This is a genomic window from Planococcus shenhongbingii, assembly GCF_030413635.1.
GTDB classification, from domain to species: domain Bacteria; phylum Bacillota; class Bacilli; order Bacillales_A; family Planococcaceae; genus Planococcus; species Planococcus shenhongbingii.
The window spans coordinates 978,664-996,000 of the sequence record NZ_CP129235.1 but is presented as its reverse complement, the minus strand read 5'-3'; the positions used below and the strand labels follow the sequence as shown (position 1 = coordinate 996,000).

General features: G+C 43.6%; 14 protein-coding genes. 4 read left to right on the top strand and 10 right to left on the bottom strand.

From position 1 onward, the window contains the following. Window positions 1-500 precede the first annotated feature (500 nt). The gene (locus tag QWY16_RS04900; protein ID WP_300991791.1) at window positions 501-1,277 is read right to left on the bottom strand and encodes a 3-hydroxybutyrate dehydrogenase; all 777 of its coding nucleotides are present in this window, start codon (window positions 1,275-1,277) and stop codon (window positions 501-503) included. 21 nt (window positions 1,278-1,298) lie between these two features. Beyond that, window positions 1,299-2,618 (bottom strand): GntP family permease, encoded by a 1,320-nt coding sequence (locus QWY16_RS04895; protein WP_300991790.1) that lies wholly within the window; start codon window positions 2,616-2,618, stop codon window positions 1,299-1,301. A 309-nt stretch (window positions 2,619-2,927) separates the two neighbouring features. On the opposite strand from QWY16_RS04895, the gene QWY16_RS04890 reads away from it, so the two are divergent. The 3 genes from QWY16_RS04890 to QWY16_RS04880 all read left to right on the top strand — a co-directional run bounded on the left by QWY16_RS04890 (window position 2,928) and on the right by QWY16_RS04880 (window position 7,137). Further along, window positions 2,928-3,809 (top strand): LysR substrate-binding domain-containing protein, encoded by an 882-nt coding sequence (locus QWY16_RS04890; protein WP_300993291.1) that lies wholly within the window; start codon window positions 2,928-2,930, stop codon window positions 3,807-3,809. Window positions 3,810-3,998: 189 nt separating this feature from the next. Beyond that, entirely contained in the window at window positions 3,999-6,749 is a 2,751-nt protein-coding gene (locus QWY16_RS04885) for a YfhO family protein (RefSeq protein WP_300991789.1), read from the top strand. A gap of 109 nt (window positions 6,750-6,858) precedes the next feature. After that, window positions 6,859-7,137 carry a hypothetical protein gene (locus tag QWY16_RS04880; RefSeq protein WP_300991788.1) on the top strand — a complete coding sequence of 93 codons (279 nt, stop codon included), beginning with the start codon at window positions 6,859-6,861 and terminating at the stop codon, window positions 7,135-7,137. 99 nt (window positions 7,138-7,236) lie between these two features. On the opposite strand, the gene QWY16_RS04875 is transcribed toward QWY16_RS04880, so the two are convergent. From QWY16_RS04875 to QWY16_RS04840, 8 genes are all read right to left on the bottom strand, one after another. Then, on the bottom strand, window positions 7,237-7,833 hold the full coding sequence (locus QWY16_RS04875; protein ID WP_300993288.1) for a class F sortase: 597 nt from the start codon (window positions 7,831-7,833) through the stop codon (window positions 7,237-7,239). 10 nt (window positions 7,834-7,843) lie between these two features. Beyond that, complete coding sequence (locus tag QWY16_RS04870) at window positions 7,844-8,641, bottom strand: DUF4397 domain-containing protein (RefSeq protein WP_300991787.1); 798 nt, start codon at window positions 8,639-8,641, stop codon at window positions 7,844-7,846. 231 nt (window positions 8,642-8,872) lie between these two features. Then, window positions 8,873-9,808 (bottom strand): aldo/keto reductase, encoded by a 936-nt coding sequence (locus QWY16_RS04865; RefSeq protein ID WP_300991786.1) that lies wholly within the window; start codon window positions 9,806-9,808, stop codon window positions 8,873-8,875. Between the two features lie 12 nt (window positions 9,809-9,820). Then, window positions 9,821-10,486 (bottom strand): ribonuclease H family protein, encoded by a 666-nt coding sequence (locus QWY16_RS04860; RefSeq protein WP_300991785.1) that lies wholly within the window; start codon window positions 10,484-10,486, stop codon window positions 9,821-9,823. A 295-nt stretch (window positions 10,487-10,781) separates the two neighbouring features. Beyond that, window positions 10,782-11,063 carry a GNAT family N-acetyltransferase gene (locus QWY16_RS04855; RefSeq protein WP_300991784.1) on the bottom strand — a complete coding sequence of 94 codons (282 nt, stop codon included), beginning with the start codon at window positions 11,061-11,063 and terminating at the stop codon, window positions 10,782-10,784. Continuing rightward, a complete protein-coding gene (locus tag QWY16_RS04850; RefSeq protein ID WP_300991783.1) occupies window positions 11,060-11,986 on the bottom strand; it encodes a DUF5996 family protein in 927 nt (308 codons plus the stop codon). The genes QWY16_RS04855 and QWY16_RS04850 overlap by 4 nt, the downstream gene beginning before the upstream one ends. A gap of 282 nt (window positions 11,987-12,268) precedes the next feature. Further along, window positions 12,269-12,883, bottom strand: coding sequence for a LysE/ArgO family amino acid transporter (locus QWY16_RS04845; protein ID WP_300991782.1), 615 nt, complete (start codon window positions 12,881-12,883; stop codon window positions 12,269-12,271). A gap of 541 nt (window positions 12,884-13,424) precedes the next feature. Beyond that, the gene (locus tag QWY16_RS04840) at window positions 13,425-15,461 is read right to left on the bottom strand and encodes a penicillin-binding transpeptidase domain-containing protein (RefSeq protein ID WP_300991781.1); all 2,037 of its coding nucleotides are present in this window, start codon (window positions 15,459-15,461) and stop codon (window positions 13,425-13,427) included. Between the two features lie 272 nt (window positions 15,462-15,733). On the opposite strand from QWY16_RS04840, the gene QWY16_RS04835 reads away from it, so the two are divergent. After that, complete coding sequence (locus QWY16_RS04835; protein WP_300991780.1) at window positions 15,734-17,221, top strand: phytoene desaturase family protein; 1,488 nt, start codon at window positions 15,734-15,736, stop codon at window positions 17,219-17,221. Window positions 17,222-17,337 lie beyond the last annotated feature (116 nt).

Below are 17,337 nucleotides of genomic sequence, written 5' to 3'. Positions count from 1 at the left end.
TCTTATTTGTTCCTGCTCACCAGATATGGAGCCAACCAGCGGAGGAAAACATACTGCTCCTGCGCAAGCTCGTCGCAAAGACTTGGCCTCGCAGGCGTCGGCCAATGTCTTGCCTGCGGGGCAGCGTAAGCGACGAGACAGCCGAGACCCTGCAACGCCCTTTCATGTTTCGAAGCTAGCGCAGCGATGCAACGCTTTTCCATGTCTCGAAGCTAGCGCAGCGATGCAACGCTTTTCCATGTCTCGAAGCTAGCGCAGCGATGCAGAGACAGAAACAGGAGCGTAAGCGACGAAGCGGCTTGGCGCTCGCCCGCGGCTAAAACATATGCTCCTGCAGCGCTGCGCGCTTCGTCGCAAAGACTTGGCCTCACAATCCTCGGCCAATGTCTTCGCAGCTGGTTGGCGGAATATCGGTTAAGAAGTAATCACTGATACTAATTTAAACTTTCTCAACAAGCTTAAAACCGTCCGTTGCTTAGTGGCAACGGACGGTTTTGATTTTATTGCGCAGTATATCCGCCGTCTAAAACAACAGCCTGTCCTGTGATGCCTGACGCTTTGTCGCTTGCTAAAAACATCGTATAGTCCGAAATTTCCTGTACAGACAAGAGCCGTTTTTGCGGCACTAAAGGATAGATGACTTCTTCCAGCACTTTGTCCAAAGAGACATTGCGTGTTTTTGCCAAATCGCCCATCTGGTTGCGCACGAGCGGCGTATCAACATAGCCTGGACACATTGCATTTACTGTGATGCCATGCTCCGCCCCTTCAAGAGCTGCTACTTTCGTCAAACCGATAACGCCATGTTTCGCACTATTATAGGCTGCTTTTCCAGCAAAACCTACTAAGCCGTTAATGGACGCCATATTGATGATGCGGCCTTTGCCTTGCTTTTTCATGATTGGAAAAGCATGCTTTGTTGCAACAAACGGAGCGACCAGCATAATTTTCACCAAGAGCTCGAATTTTTCAGTTGGAAATTCTTCAATTGGAGACACGAATTGCATACCTGCGTTATTGATCAGAACATCAAGCGAACCAAATGTCTCAACGGTTTTATTGATTGCCTGCGCAAGTTCCGTTTCATTTGTCACGTCCACTTTGATGCCAATCACTTCATGGCCTTGATCTTTCAGAGTTTGTACCGCTTTCTTAACTGCTTCTTCATTAATATCCGTCAATACGATTTTGGCACCTGCTTCGGCAAAATCTGCACTAATTTCATACCCAATGCCACTTGCTGCTCCTGTAATAAACACCACTTTATTTTCTACCATTCATATGACCTCCAGAAATTATTAAATTCCCATACCTAGTGAAAACAAGACGATGGCAATAATGGTTCCAAGGGCTGGCACAATAACCGTTACCGCACCGACAGAGCCGTATGCAGCTTTATGGGTTTCCCCGCAAATGCCCTGGATTGTCGTTACGACGTAACCGTTATGCGGCAGTGAATCCAGCGCTCCGGAAGAAATTGCAATCGTCCGGTGAAGCGCTTCTGCATTTACACCCATATCCAAATAATGCGGTGCCAATAATGGCAAGGCGATGGCCTGTCCACCGGAAGATGAGCCGGTGATGCCGGCGATGACACTAACCGCAATCGCTCCGCCAATCAATGGGCTTCCTGGAATGTTCGTCATTGCGTCAACTGCTACCTGAAATGCAGGCGCAGCTTTTGCAACACCACCAAACCCGACAACCGCTGCCGTGTTTCCGATGGCGATCAGTGCACCAATTGTACCATCAGTCAATGCTTTGCCTAAGTCATGGAAATGCGTTCTATTCAATAAGTAAGTGGCAATTACACCGCCAAGAAGCGCAATGATCAATGCTGATGTTTTCAAAGAATCATGGAAGATATACGAAATCACCAAAACAACCAATAGCGGAATCAATCCCATAATCGGACTTGGCAAATTACGCTCTTCTACCAATGGATCGGTTTTGCGTGTTTCAAAGCGTTCTCCTTTATTGACCGCTTTATTGATCATGCGTTTCAGCCACCAATAACCGAATACCGCCATAAATACAGCAACGACGATGCTGACTTCCCATCCGGCGTATGGGCTAGTTCCCAAGAATTCGATTGGAATCCAGTTCTGGATTTCCGGCGATCCGGCTGAAGTCATTGTGAATGTAACTGAACCTAAAGCCAGTGCAGCCGGAATAAATCGGCGCGGAAGATCCGCTTGTTTGAATAAGCTGAGCGCCATCGGATAAACCGAGAATGCCACAACGAACAAACTGACTCCTCCGAAAGTCAGTACCGCACAAGCGATGACAATAGCGAGTACCGCTCGCTTGATGCCAAACTTCCCGACCAGCCAGCGTGATACACTGTCAGCCGCTCCACTGTCTTCCATCAATTTCCCGAAAATTGCTCCAAGCAAGAACATCGGGAACCAGGAAGTGATAAATCCGGAAAACCCGGTCATATAATTGCCTAAAAAATTCACTTCCCCTTCCGCTACCATCTGCGGGAACAGTGGAAGGCTGCTGAACAAAGCGACGACAAGCGCGCTTAACGGCCCAGCAATCAGCAAGTTCATGCCTCTCATCGTCAAATAGATAAGTAAGGCAAGTCCTCCAATTAATCCGATCATACTTAACATGTTTTTCCCCCTTTGATTTTATTGCAGCTTCTTCGTTTTTCAGCAGTTCCCCTTCTGCTTTTAACAGGCATCTTGCTTCGAATCCGCTGCAATTTTTTTCGCATATAATTATTTCCGTCAGTGTCCCCATAAATAAAAGAGCTAAAATTGAATATGAAAGCGCTTTCGATGAGCTCAAATAAAAAAGATCGCGTTTTCAAAATATTTAGACCTGACGATTTTTTTAGTGTACACTTCATTATCTGATAGGTAAAATGAATAATACCTATAGTTTCCATAACTAAAAGTTATAGAAAGGCCGTGAAGAAATTGGATATTCGCCAATTAAGTTACTTCATTGAAGTAGCCAGGCATAGAAGTTTTACTAAAGCTGCATTAGCGCTGCATGTCACGCAGCCCACTTTAAGTAAAATGGTTAAAAATTTAGAAGAAGAAATGGATGTTACTTTATTTGATCGTACTTCCCGCAAAATCGTATTGACAGATGCAGGAGAAGTGGTTTTTATACAAGCACAAAAAATCGTCAATAGCCTTGATGACTTAACGTCTTCCTTGTACGATGTCATGAATTTGAAAAAAGGCAAAATTAATATCGGCTTGCCTCCTGTAATCAGCACATTGTTTTTCCCTACCATAATCGCTGAATTCCAAAAAGCTTATCCTGATGTGGCAATTTTGCTGGCAGAAGATGGCGCCAAGAAAGTAGAGCAGAAAGTGCTCGACGGAGAAGTCGATTTGGGTTTCGTCATGCTGCCTGTCGACGAGGAGAAATTCGATGTGGTGCCTTTTGTACATGAGGAAATCAAGCTGCTTGTCCATGAATCCCACCCATTGGCGAATCGGGGCATCATCAATTTAGTCGAATGCAAAAATGATTCCTTTTTGCTGTTAAGCAAGGAATTTACGCTGAACAGCCGAACTGTCGAATTCTGCATCAGTGAAGGCTTTACTCCAAAAATCGCTTATGAAAGTTCGCAATGGGATTTTATAGTCGGCATGGTTGAAAAGAATTTAGGTGTCACTTTGATGCCAAAACTTATTTGCGAGCGGGTCAAAGACGGTCCCTTTAAAACGCTGTCTCTAACTAATACTTTTCCTTGGGTGCTTGGTATTATTTCTGCTAAAAACCGTTACATCCCTTATACTTCCCGTTCATTTATTTCACTTGTGAAAGATCTTCCGAAAGTTTAAAAGATAAAAACTGCGCCCCCATCAGTGGATGAAGGCGCAGTTTTTAAATGGAAAATTTTCTGTTATCAATAATCCTGTATAAAACAAATCGCAAAAATGGTACGCTTTCTTTGATGGATTGAATTGACTAAATTCTCAGTTTTCCGAAGACATTAATCGATGCCTATTATAATTCTAAGCGGGTGACTTATGCGCAGACTTCTTCCTTATATGCTTTTCGGTATTTGTTGCTTATTGTTGAGTGCAGCGGCTCATGGCATCTTTCTCCGTGAATTAGCCGCCAACCGTTTTATGGCGGGGCCAAACGACGGCTTGTCGCAAATGCTGCCATTTAAACATCTTCTTTATCATCAATATACAGCAGGAGAATTTTTCTATTCAACTCTCTTTGGCTTTGGCACCGGCACATATAGCGAACTGGCTTATTATTTTTCTACTTCTATAATCTTCATCATAACCGTCGCTGCCGTTTTCCTTCTTGAATCAGCAGGAATCATCGGTTCACCGGATATCTTGTTTTGGGCACATGCTGCCGTTATCATCAACATCATTCGGCTCGCTGCTGTCTTATTTATTGCCACCTTCGTTTTTCGATATATGAAATTCCGTCCCGTACCGGCTTTTCTTGGTGCATGTGTTTATGCTTTTTCCAACATTTATTTTCGCCATGCCACCTATTGGGAGTTTTTTGCTGATGCTTATTTGTGGCTTCTGCTTCTCATTTTCGGGGCAGAGAAAGTTTTTCGTGAAAAAAAGGGCGGCTGGTTTATGGCCGCTGTCGCTATATCGATGATTGATAATTTCTACTTTGCTTATGTCAACTTCCTGCTGATCGGCATTTATATTCTTTTCCGGCTCTTTCTGCCACTTGAAAAAAGCGAATCACCTAAAAAGACAGCTATAACCAAACTTTTGATAAGCGGTTTGATAGGTGCCGGTATCAGTGCGGTGTCGTTTATACCAGCCGTCTATGCTTATTTGAACAATCACCGCCCGCCTTTTTCTCAAGACGTCAACTGGTTAGGATTCATCGACAATATTTTATTTACCAGTGCTTTTATAGTACTGCCGGCCGTTTTTGTTTTGCTGGTCTTCGCGCTTCCGCTTTATCGTGAACAGAAATTCCGTTTTTTCGCGTTTCTTGTGCTGTTTTGCATTCTGCTTCACTATAGCCCGAAAGCGGCAAGCATGTTCAATGGCTTCTCGGCTCCCCAGTACCGCTGGGAATATTTTATGGCTTTTGCTGCCGGCGGGGCAGTTGCTGCCGGATTCAGTAATCTGTCTTGGTTAAAGCTAAAGCATATTGCCATAGCCGGCGGCCTGGCATTGCTCAGTTATGCGTTATTCGCCTTGATCGATCCGAATCTGGGCATTGAGCGCTCAATACTGGCCGTTGTCATTGCCGTGACACTGCTGCTCTTTTTTTCATATGTATGGGCTTTGCATAAAAAGTCCAGAATTGGCCAATCCGTTGTCCTCCTGTTATTGGGGACGGGAATTGTGGCAAGTGGTTATCAATTTCTGCTAGCGCTAATGGAACAAGGAAGAACGGTTCAGTTTCCTTTATTTCTTGGAGTCATGGGAATCGCCCTTTTTACATTTGTGCTGTTCGCCCAGGCGAGCCGCGATGCTGTTTATGGGAAAGTTGCTGCTGTCTTTATTGTATTAACGTTGCTATTTTCTGTAAATGGTTCTGAATATGTCTTATTGGTAATCAGAGGGGAAACCCAGCTTGTGACTAAGGAGTTGATCACTGGCCCGGATTATAACGATCCTGAAATTTTTGGTTTGCTTGATGAAATCCGGAAACGGGAAACTGATCCTGTCTACCGCATTGAGTGGATGGAGGGAATTCGAAATAACACTCCTATTGCCATGAACTATCGGGGTTTAAGTGCTTATTCCAGCATTTTAAACGAGCAGCTCCTCCGCTTTTATTTATATGACTTGGAAATTGACATGGCAAGGGAAAGCGTCAGCCGTTATGCGACTCTCGGCAAACGAGCAAATCTGCATAGCTTGCTGCAAGGGAAATACAGCATTTTACCACTCGAAGATGTTAATGTTCCGGCCGGATTTGAACAGGTGTTGGCTTCGGATAATTATGCCGTTTATGAAAACCGCTATCCTTTGCCGTTCGTACATGGAGCTTCGGCAGTGTACAGTGAGGAGAGATTAGAAAGGATGCCGATTTTAATGCGTGAACATGCTTTGTTAACGGGTGTCATCTTGAAGGAAACGGAGATTTCCTCCCCACTCCCTCCTGCTCCCAAAAAGTTATCATACGCAATTGAAAATAAGAATGCGCTATTGGAAGACGGCATTTTAAATGTGACTGGTGAAACAGGCGGTGTCAATCTCCTGCTCACTGAGCCTGTGCCGTCTGGAAGTGACTTATATGTATCGTTTCATCTTGAGAACCAAGCATTGGATGCCCGTTTTCCGCTTACAGTGAATTCATACAGAACTTCAAGAAAATCGAATATTTCCGTTTATAAAACGTTCGTAGACGATCTTACAATCCGTGTGCCAGCGGATGAGTCGATTCGAATCCGAATGCCAAAAGGCACTTACAACCTGACAGAGCTCGAGGTTTTTGAAGAGCCTTACGATGTGCTGCGTGCTGCTGCAATGGAAAAACACCCGAATCAGCAAGTCAAATGGAATGGCAGCCGCTTGGAGGCCCAGTATTTGAATGAAACGGAAGCAAAATATCTGGCCATGCCAGTGCCGTATGAAATCGGTTGGACAGCCGAAGTTAATGATAAAAAAGTCAATGTGCTGGAAGCAAATTATGCATTTATCGCAATTCCGGCTGACATTGGCCTCAATAAAATTTCGCTCACTTACCGGCCGCCGCATTTTTATAAATCGCTGTTGATTTCACTGTTATTTCTGATTGCTGGAACTCTCTATACGCTGAAACAAAAGAGATTATAGAAGCTATTGCCTTCCTTTTTCCTGCCAGCTTCCTCAGGTAAGAAATGATTAACTTTCAGAGAAGAGGGAAATCCATTAAAAACACCATCTTTTGAATGGAGGAATAGCCATGAGTGATCAAAGCCTGCAAAAGATTTTTTATGCTGGCGCAGCAGCGGCTACAGCTTTTGTGTTAATAAAAACGTATACTAACCGAAAAAAGACATTTTGGGTATTTCCGGATCATGACATGCGCAATAGTGTAGAAGTCGACCATAAAGAAAGTCCGAATGCACCTTATGACCATGCAGAAATCGGACTATCGGAACTGGATTCCGCATATCGTTCAGAATGGGTTTCCATGGGGTATCCAAAAACTTATCATGACCTTGAAGAAAATGAGAATTGAAACAACGAATCGTACAAAAAACAGGAAAGACTTCTATAGCCTTTCCTGTTTTCTATTCCTCTGGAACTGAAAAGCCAAGTCCAAGCTCTTGGCAATTCTTCATTCAATTAAGCTTGCATAAACAATGAGCCGTTCTTCACGCGTTCCCCTTGAGTGGTCATAATCTCCAGAACAAGTGATCAGCACAAGTTCCGGGGAAGAATGATAACCGAAAATAGCGGACAAATCTGCAGTTTCCAATGGAATTGATTCCATTTTATACACCTTAAACTTTAGTTCCTTATCTCCTTCTTTTAAAACGATTTCATCACCTGATTGCAATTTGAAAAGATCCCAGAAAACAGCCGGACCATCAACTTGATCCACATGCCCAGCAATGACTGCCCGCCCATTTTGGCCAGGCTGATAACCGTGAGAAAACCAGCTGACATCTTCTCCATTGTCCGGCACAGCCATTTCTCCTGTTTTTGTAAGGCCAAGGTGCTGGACAGCAGCTTTTGCTTTGATAGCCGGGATTTCCAAGGTTGCTGGCAGAATTCCCGATCGTTTAACAGAATTGATGGGATTTGCTGCTTGGACTGGCTGCCTGGCTTCTATTGCTGCAGGCTGTTCAGACTCAAATCCTATTCTTTCGCTGCGTACACTGACTTCATCTGTTTGTACGTGACAGCCACAAAGAAAGGCAGCTGCAATCACAATCAATAATTTATTCTTGAAATCGTTTTTTCCAAACTAACCCACTAGCCGCAAACAATGCAAATGTTCCAAGCATCAAGATCCAAGGAGTCTCGGAATCTGCTGGTACACCAAGACCAGTAGTCGGCATTCCATCAGGTGAAGCTGCTGCTTCATAGTCAACCAACGCAATAACTTCCAAAGCATCCGCATTATTCACTGCAAACACACTATAAACTGTTCCTGCCGCTAATTCTGTTCCTTCCAGAGGCAACACTTGAGTGCCGTCCGGCAAGCGAATTTCTAAATCGTAGGTCCCTGCATCCAATTCTGCATAATCAGTGATTCCAGGGAATTCTGCTCCGCTAAATAATGCGTCCCCACCAATTAATCCAACGTCTACTGCTGGTGCATCCGGAGATAAATGACCAACACGGACTTTTGTTTTTCCTTCTGTCACTTCCATCGAATCCTCAGCAACCACAAATTCAAGAGCATCTACTGTATTTGCTGCTGCCACTGTATACGCTTTCCCAGCTTCAACAGTTAAATCGGCTTGCAATACCGCTGACCCTTCTGCGTATTCAGTCCCAGTAGCAAAAACTTCGACGTTATGGGTTCCGGCCGGCACTTCTAAATATCCTGAATCGGCTTTGAACGGCACATTTTCCAGCGTTAAATCGCCATTGACGTAGACATCTACTGCAGGGGCATCCGGTGACGCGTGGACAACTCTGACTTTAGCCATATGGCTATCCGCAGAGACTCCAATAGCAAGTGAAAAGACAAGGACTAGAGCGACAGAAACTAAAGCGAAAATTTTCTTCATGTTCACTTCTCCTTTGTATCGTTTTTGTAAAACTTTTGTACAACTTATTTATAATACTTCCGAAACGAAAAAGCAAGTTAAAAATCTAACTATTCAGATTTTTTATTTGAAATAAAAAAGAAACTGCTCACTTTTTTGTCACAAAGTAAAAATACTTCCCTCATTAAAAGTGAACAATTTCAGATTTCTTATGCTCTTTCCTCCAGAAGGAGTTTTAAAATGGTTACCGTTTTAAGACACAGTTGATAAAATTTCATTGATTTCATCCATCAGCTCTGCTTCCAAGCGTATTTCTGCAGCTGCAACGTTTGAAAGCACCTGCTCCGGCTTTTTGCCTCCTGGAATGACTGCGTCTACGCCTGGCTGTTCAAGTAGCCAAGCGAGTGCCAAATTGGAAACATCCGTCCCTTTTTTGTCGGCCACTTTTTTCAGTTTCTCTACAATATCCAAATTCTTCTTGAAAATGCCTTTTTGGAACAAAGGCACGCGATTGCGCCAGTCTCCTTCTTCAAGCTGTAGATCTTTTGTATAATTGCCGCCAAGAATGCCAAACGCCAATGGACCATAGGCCACAACAGAAATATTATTTTGTACACAATAAGGCAGAATGTCTTTTTCGATGCGGCGATCGAGCATATGATATTCCAGCTGTACAGCCGAGATCTCCAGGCTTGAATTTGCTTCACGGAGTTGTTCCAGTGAGACATTCGAGACGCCGATCGCTTTGATTTTCCCTTCCTGCTTCAATCGGGACAGTTCCGCAATCGCTTCCCGGATCGGTGTTTTTTCATCCGGCCAATGAATATAGTATAAGTCAACGTAATCCAATTGCAGCCGTTTCAGGCTGTCTTCGAGAGCGCTCCGAAGATATTCTGGGCTATTGTTCCGTGTACCAGTGCGCCAATCGCTTCCACCTTTTGTAGCGATGACATACTGATTCCGGTCATATTCTTTCAACACTTCCCCCAGCAGTTCTTCCGAGCGCCCTTTGCCGTAGACATCTGCTGTATCAATGAAGGTGATGCCGTGGTCCAACCCTGCTCGGACAAAATCTTTTCCATCTTCTTCGCTCAAGCCTTCAAAGAGGTTATGTCCTCCCACTGCATTCGTTCCAAGGCCAAGAACTGAAATTTGTATATCTGTTTTTTTCAATGTAGAAAATCGCATGAAAACACCCTTTCACTTTTCCGGAATCAATTCGATTGTTCCAGAGATTTCCGTCCCATTCAGCGCCTGGGTGGCTAGCCGGTCTGCTTCTGCATTGGCTTTACGCGGCACCAATTCATATTCTGGCTGAATGCCAAGATCTTTCAGCTTCTGGTCAATGCGGTCAGCCCAGCGCATTAAATCCTTTTCAAGTGTGGGCCATTCCCCGCTCATTTGGTTAATGACCACTTTGGAATCCCCAATAAACCGGACCGGCAAATGGTGGACATTCAGTTGCTCTAGTTCTTGAATCCCCATATAAAGCGCTGCGTATTCAGCTTCGTTATTGGATAAAAGCTCTGCTACTGCTGCATTTTGGCGCAGCCGATATGACTTGCCGTTCATTTCATAATAAATGGCGCAGCCGAGACCAGATTTCTGCGTCTCCCGGTCATAACCGCCATCAAAATAAACGGTGACATTGTGAGGTTCCGTTTCAACGCCTTTCAAATACCCCTTCATCTCTTTCATGGTCCAGGAACTATCGTAGTTATCAATGAACACCAGGTTTTTGCTTCGGCCTGTCCGTTCCAAATCTTCTGCGATAATCACCCCTTTGGCTGCCGGCATCTCTTCGGAGCGAAAAAAAGCTTCTGTGCCTTTTGCTGTTCTATATGTGCATTCGATCCGGATGTTCAACGCGCCATGCCTCCTTCTGCAAGCAAGTCTTTATACAAGTCTTATTTCCTTTCCTCCAAATGATAAACTAAAGAAGCGCCAGAAGTTCGTGTTTCTCTCAATGCGCCGTTCTTGAATCCGCTTCTTCAATCTTAATTCTACTGAAGTGAGCCCCCTATTAAAGTGGCTCTTGATCAGAGTTTAGAAGTACGGAGCTGTGTCTTTGACCTATGCGTTCATCCGCGTCTCCAGCCTAGGCATCTAAAAAAAAACCGCCATTACAACAGCTTCCTCCCGAAAAGAAACATATGTTGAACTAATAGCGATTCGCTTGCATAGCTTGATATTCTGTTTTCTTGTTAAATTCCGCTTTGGCAAATGAACAAAGCGGAATTATTTTTTTATTTTGTTCTCTCGCTGTATCTACTGCCGATGCAACCAACCTGCCTGCGATTCCTTGCCCGCGCAAAGAATCAGTGACAAATGTTTGATCAATAATCAGCAAGTTGCTTTCAGTAGGAACAAAACGGATTTCAGCAATCGTTTCTCCTTTTTCGTTCTCTATACAATGTCGACTGTCACTTTTAATAATTTTCATCCTTCTCCTCCTTTCTTCATAGTCGGCTGGGATTTCATCAGCAAGGGAGTTTCGAAATAATCGCGGCCTTCCCATTTTAATTCATCAGCTAAAATGTCAAATGTGGTATGGAAAAATTGCTGTACAGCCTTGCTCGGCGCAGGCGAATCAAAAACGGCTTGAGCGGTCAGAAAATATTCACTCGCTTCTTGATCATAAAACGCTTCCTCAGGTTCTAAAGGTAACTTATTCAAATCTTTATTCAAGAATGGATAAGGCAAAACAAAAAAAGAAGGCTCATCTGTCCGCTCGTCCCCCAACCAAAATCCATATTCGATAAACTGTTCATCAAATGCCGCTTTCTCAATGATTTTATCTTCTGGGAACGGCTCAGAGATGTTTTGCACAATAATAGCGGAGACATCAAAAGTCCCCCAAAATAAGCCCGGCTTTACTTTCCGGCAACGCAAAGGGCCGATGAATTTCATTTCTTCACGGAATGCAAAGTGAAACAGTTCTAAGCCCCGCAGAGCTTGAAGAGGTTCATAAACATTATGGACCATGTCTTCATTCAATAAGGTTTTCACGTTCATCTCTTGCGGACGCGGATTGATGGTAATGCTGATTTGATGCTGCCGCAAAGAACGGAAGATAAAATCATAATACATTCTTATGGGCGTACCATTCCGCAGATGAGTGGAATGGGTATGGCCATCTACATTGATGCTCACCGTACTGCTCCGAATATCAACATCTACTTGAAAAACATGATTTTCATAATAAAGAAGCCCTGTAGAAAATCCGTCCGGTGTCAGCGCCAACATTACATGCGCCCACTGCGGTTCTTGTGGAGCCGCCTCCAAGCGGATTTTGCCTAAAATCTGAGACAATAATTGCAAAGTTAATTTGGTATCTTTCCATTCAGAGTGTTTCAGTAATTCCATGCACAGTCCCCCTCTAAGTAAGAGTATGAACATTAAATGATTGGCATTAAAAAAAGATTAATTTCATAATATCATTTTAACCCTGAAAAATATTAACTATTTCAAAAATTTTGATAATAAAGAGAAGAACTTTGCATTTGTTTCATCGTTATTTAAAATACTTTATGACTATTTTCCTTCGATGCTTTAAGCCTACTAAAATAGCAGCATCATTTTTTCACGCCGCAATTCTTTTATTCGGCCTCTTCAAATTGAAAAATCATTACATTCCTAGTTCTAGTTTCAAACTAAGTTTATTAACTGCCATCCCATATAAATCGCTATTCCCCAAATAATTATTGCAGATATTTGATTCAGCCGAGTAATCACTGTTCCTGTCTTGTCCAATTGGCCGATTTGCCTTCCTACCGAAGCTAAAGCGAAAAACCAAACCCAAGAAACTCCAATGCAGGAAAAAGTGAAAATCCATTTTTCCATTCCTGTATAAATCAAAGAACTTGTGCCAATTACAATAACGATATCGATAAAGCCATGAGGATTTAGAAGTGAAACTGAAGCGGCGAATATAATTTGGCGTTTTGTTGTAAAGCTGCCCATAACTTGTTTGTGGGTAGCTTTAGAGCTTTTCCATAATAGCCCTCCCATATAAATCAGGAAAAAGAATCCTCCCAAATATAAAGTGTTCCTCAGCCAACCAAAATCGATTACTAAAACCGAGACACCCGCTACTGCTGAATAAATCAGAATTGTATCGCAGACGCCTGCGGTTATTATTGCAGGTAAAGCATTGGAAAACTTTTTATGGGCAGTCCCCTGATTGAAGATAAAAACATTTTGCATGCCTAACGGTAAAATTAAGCCGAACGCTAAAACTATTCCATGAAACAATGGTTCCATGCCACTTCCCCTCACTCTACTTAAGAATGGATAATAACGGAAGCTTGAATTAACGTATTAGAACGTGTCATATGTTCTGATTCTACCCTGTAAACTGAACCCCGACTTTTTGACATAACCTGCCATTCTTTCTTTCTGGTAATTCTACTTCTGATTCACTTGCTGGAATGATGATCAAAAAGCTCAAAATATCACTTCCATCTTTTTAAAAATTTTTGCTAAAATTAGTAAGGACTTTTTTAAAAAAGGGATAAAAACAACAGAAGAAGCAAGCTGTTGAATAAGTTTCCCTCTAAGTATGTGTTGCAGCAATTCTTTTTTACATAAATTACTCCACTAATAAAATCATATAAAAATGACAACTCATTCTCTAAATATCATTTTCATACTTTTTAATATCAAATATTTGATTTAAATTAACTATTTATAATTCTTAATAACTATTATACCAAATCAAAGCCGGAATATATATCTGAAATTTCTGAATTATTAAACAAATTAAAAAGCACCCTTATATAGGATGCTTCTTTCCCCAACTATTTTATTTCCACGCTTTAAAAACTTCCGCAGCCCTGGCTGCTGCTTCTTCGCTGTTTTCGTCCTTTTCTTGATTTTCAATCATTAGCGCGAGGATGAACAAAGGATAATCAGAGTTATAGCCGACAAAATAATCATTTTCTCCAAGGCGATTTTGTGCAGTACCGGATTTCCCAGCGAGTGGAACCCCACTGAGACTGGCTGCTTCGGGGAAACCTTCAGCCACAGCTTTACGCAGGCTTGTACGAATAATCTCAGCATTTTCAGCGTCGATCAACTCTTTTTTCCATACTTGCCCGTCTTCTTCCTCTAAGAAAAAGGTGGGTTTGTAAATGGTTCCTGCTGTGAAAAAGGGCTCGTACATAGCTGCTAGATGAAGGATGTTCACTTGCATCTGGCCCTCGCCAAGTGAAGTATCCGCAAGCTGCCCTTCCGATCGGAGAGTGCCTTCATTTGAAATTTGAGAAGAGATGAGGGGAGTCGGAAATGGAATTTCTTCGCCAAAACCAAATTGCTTCAACCCATCAACCAAGGCGTCTCGTCCGATATCCATCGCTTGCCGCGCAAAATAAATATTATCAGAGTAAACAAGCGCTTTGTTCAAGTCAATTGGATTCGGCACTTTATCGTACATGCGCTCTACCCGGTAATTCCCCCAGGAAGGCACTCTCTGCCATGTCTTTCCGTTAATTTCCAATCCTTCAGCTGGATCCAGTGTCCCTAATTTTATCCCAATGGCTGCGGTCACAGGCTGAATTGTAGTACCCGGAGCATATGTCGCCGCGAAACGATTGAATAAAGGATTCAAAGGGTCTTTTTGCAGTTTCCTGTATGCCGACCCGCTGATGCCTAAAATAAAATCATTCGGATTGAAACCTGGGGAGCTGAACAGCACAAGCGTTTCGCCGGTTTTCGGATCTACTGCGGCACTGGTCCCCGCTTTTCCACTCATTGCCTGGTAAACTGTTTTCTGCAACTCGGCATCTATTGTTAATTTGATGATGTCTCCTTGCTTTGCCGGCTTCTCAGCTGCAATGATCGGTTCACTTCCTGCATGAGGTTTTTGGATCAGAATGCGCACTCCCTGCTCTCCTCGGAGCCGGTCCTCCAAAATACTTTCCAGTCCTTGGCGTCCGATCAAATCCTCTTGTTCATACCCTTGGCCTTGCCGCTGCTTTAATTGTTCTGCGGTAATCGGTCCGATATACCCCGATACATGAGACAATGCAGCCCCGTAAGGATATTCACGCAGCGGCACTTCTTTTTGTTCAGTGCCTGGTATCGCAAAGATTTGCTGCAAAGCGTCTGTCGCTTTAGCAGGCAGCACTGCGAGCGGAACATAATGCCCCGGCTGCACCCAACTTTGATTCAGTTTTTCTTCGATTTCTCCAGGGGTGATATTTAAAAGAGCAGCAAGATCATTTTTCTTTTTTGCCTCGTCAAAGTTTGCGGGCACTACTCCGATTTCAAAGCCTTTTCCATTGACTGCAATCGGCTTCCCGTTGCGGTCATGAATCTCTCCCCGTTCAGGATCAGTTCGTTCAATTTCAACAAGATCCCCTTCTTCAAGCTGCGGAAAAATGAAAGAGGGATTCCATTCCACATACCAGTCTGCTGTTTCTTCTTGGGTTTCAAATAACATCGTCAATGTCCGACTGAACTCTACCGGTCCTGCTGCGGTGTCCATCTTGATTTGAATGGGAAAGTCAGCAGGCTCACTCTTGCTCCAGCCAACACCGGTGTCAGGTTCCTGATAGCTGATGCTGACATTTTCAATGCCCAAGTCTTGATATAATTGTTGCTGCCATGCCACAAACGTTTCTTGTCCAAATGCCATTTTAGTGCCTTCCGTTAAATAACCGCCATACATCCCAGTGAAATCCGCTTGTTCCCAGTGGCTAATGTATTCCAAAAAGCGAATCTCCGGTGTGGCTTGCTCTTCCAGCGGCTGTTCTTTAGGTGTTATTTGCTGTTCTTCCTGACAGCCTGCGAGGAGGATGCCAAGTAAAAGCAAAAGAATGACGGACCTTCTTTTATCCATCTACTAACCTCCGTTCCAGTCTTTTCCCCCCCAATACCCGATTAACGGAAAAGTTAAATGCCGCAACGGAACAATTGAAAAATAAAAGCCAACAAACTTTTTATCCTCTAGATGTTTCCAAAGCTAATATCAATACATCTTCCGTGGAATCCGCTAATTTCCACAACTTCATTTTTATCAATGAAATTCCACACGAGTTTCTTTAAATTCTGAAACTAAACTTGCATCATTGCCTGTATATTTACCATAATAGACAAAAAGGAGGAGTGCTGATGAATCAAGATGTATTAGTTGTCGGCGCCGGGTTTGGCGGTTTAACCGCCGCATCATTGTTGTCGAAGCACGGAATGAGTGTAACGCTTCTTGAGGCCTCTTCTGAACTGGGCGGCTGTGCCGGCAAATTCACACGCCATAAGTTCGTTTTTCCTGTAGGGGCGACTCTTGGAATGGGGCTTGAAGAAAACGGTATTCTTGAGCGGGTGTTTCGTTATTTGGAAAAACCGTTTCCTCTTGAGCCTCTTGAAACTGTCATGGAGATGATTCATCCCGAAGCTACGTTTCTTTTTTTAAGAGACCGCAACCGCCATGTGGAGCAGCTTATTCTCGCGTTTCCACAGTATAAGAAGCAAATTCAGTCGTTCTACAGCGAAGTTTTTTCAACCGCTTCAATCATAAGGACACTCATGGGGCCGCTTCCTGTCCTTCCTCCTTCCACGGCGAAAGAATGGACGTTTTTGATTGGTTCTCTTCGTCCGCGCCACATCAAATTATTGCCTTTTTTCAACCAGACACTCGAACATCGGCTAGAGCGCCATGGCCTGGCCCATCTTACTCTTTTCCGCCAAATGATTGATGGGCTGCTGATGGACAGCATGCAGACAGACAGTAAAAATGCCATGTACCTGCTCTCTGCGCTGGCGCTTGATATTTATCATGAAGGAGCCTACTACGTGCCTGGCGGGTTATATCGTTTTGCCGAATTAATGGGCCAAAGCCTGACTGAAAATGGAGGCACATTAAAAAAGCGCCGTACCCTGGTCAACTTGCAGCACGCAGATGGCAAGTGGATGGCAACCGACCACCGCGGCACGCAATACAAAGCAGCACATGTCGTGTTAAATGTACCAATACATCAGCTGCCGAAAATTTTGCCGGCAAATTCACTTGAACAATTAAAAAAGCCATTACGGGATGGCCTTTCCACCCCTACCTGGACAACACTGGCTTTATACATTGCTGTTGATTCGTCGAAACTTGGTACTCCTTTGCCGCTCTTCAGGCAAATTGCAACAGAGGCAGGAGCCGGGCTAGCTGAAGGTGCACATTTTTTCATGTCAGCGTCACGTCCAGGAGACTTGCTGCGTGCTCCTCTGGGCATTCAAACAGTAACAATCTCCACTCATTCACAGGTACAGCATTGGGATACTCAAGAAAAATATGAATCAACCCGAGAAGCAGTCGCGGATCGCATACTTCATTCAATCGAGAAAGTAGTGCCTAATTTCAAAGAAGCCATTATCCATTTCGAAACCGGCGCCCCAAAAGCATGGGAACGCTTTGCAGGGCGCCCAAACGGCTATGTAGGAGGGTTCCCGCAAACTTTAGATAATGCCCTCTTTAATGCCATTTCGCACCGATCCGGGCTCCCAGGCCTTTATGTCTGCGGCGATCATATTTTTCCAGGTGGTGGTACAATCGGGGTGGCGACAAGCGGCATACATGCGGCCCGTTCGATAACCGGAGAGCGTCTGATTCTTTGAATCCCTTCATTCTCTTAGGATATTTTTCATGGATCATAATCCCTAAAAATTTTCTTATGGGAATTCCGTTTCGTTTTCAACTGTCATATAATGAAATAAAAAATTTCATTTTTATT

Bases quoted from the DNA above. Each gene is read 5' to 3' on its own strand.
- QWY16_RS04900 (WP_300991791.1), bottom strand. From the start codon at position 1,277: ATGGTAGAAAATAAAGTGGTGTTTATTACAGGAGCAGCAAGTGGCATT.
- QWY16_RS04895 (WP_300991790.1), bottom strand. From the start codon at position 2,618: ATGTTAAGTATGATCGGATTAATTGGAGGACTTGCCTTACTTATCTAT.
- QWY16_RS04885 (WP_300991789.1), top strand. From the start codon at position 3,999: ATGCGCAGACTTCTTCCTTATATGCTTTTCGGTATTTGTTGCTTATTG.
- QWY16_RS04880 (WP_300991788.1), top strand. From the start codon at position 6,859: ATGAGTGATCAAAGCCTGCAAAAGATTTTTTATGCTGGCGCAGCAGCG.
- QWY16_RS04870 (WP_300991787.1), bottom strand. From the start codon at position 8,641: ATGAAGAAAATTTTCGCTTTAGTTTCTGTCGCTCTAGTCCTTGTCTTT.
- QWY16_RS04865 (WP_300991786.1), bottom strand. From the start codon at position 9,808: ATGCGATTTTCTACATTGAAAAAAACAGATATACAAATTTCAGTTCTT.
- QWY16_RS04855 (WP_300991784.1), bottom strand. From the start codon at position 11,063: ATGAAAATTATTAAAAGTGACAGTCGACATTGTATAGAGAACGAAAAA.
- QWY16_RS04850 (WP_300991783.1), bottom strand. From the start codon at position 11,986: ATGGAATTACTGAAACACTCTGAATGGAAAGATACCAAATTAACTTTG.
- QWY16_RS04845 (WP_300991782.1), bottom strand. From the start codon at position 12,883: ATGGAACCATTGTTTCATGGAATAGTTTTAGCGTTCGGCTTAATTTTA.
- QWY16_RS04840 (WP_300991781.1), bottom strand. From the start codon at position 15,461: ATGGATAAAAGAAGGTCCGTCATTCTTTTGCTTTTACTTGGCATCCTC.
- QWY16_RS04835 (WP_300991780.1), top strand. From the start codon at position 15,734: ATGAATCAAGATGTATTAGTTGTCGGCGCCGGGTTTGGCGGTTTAACC.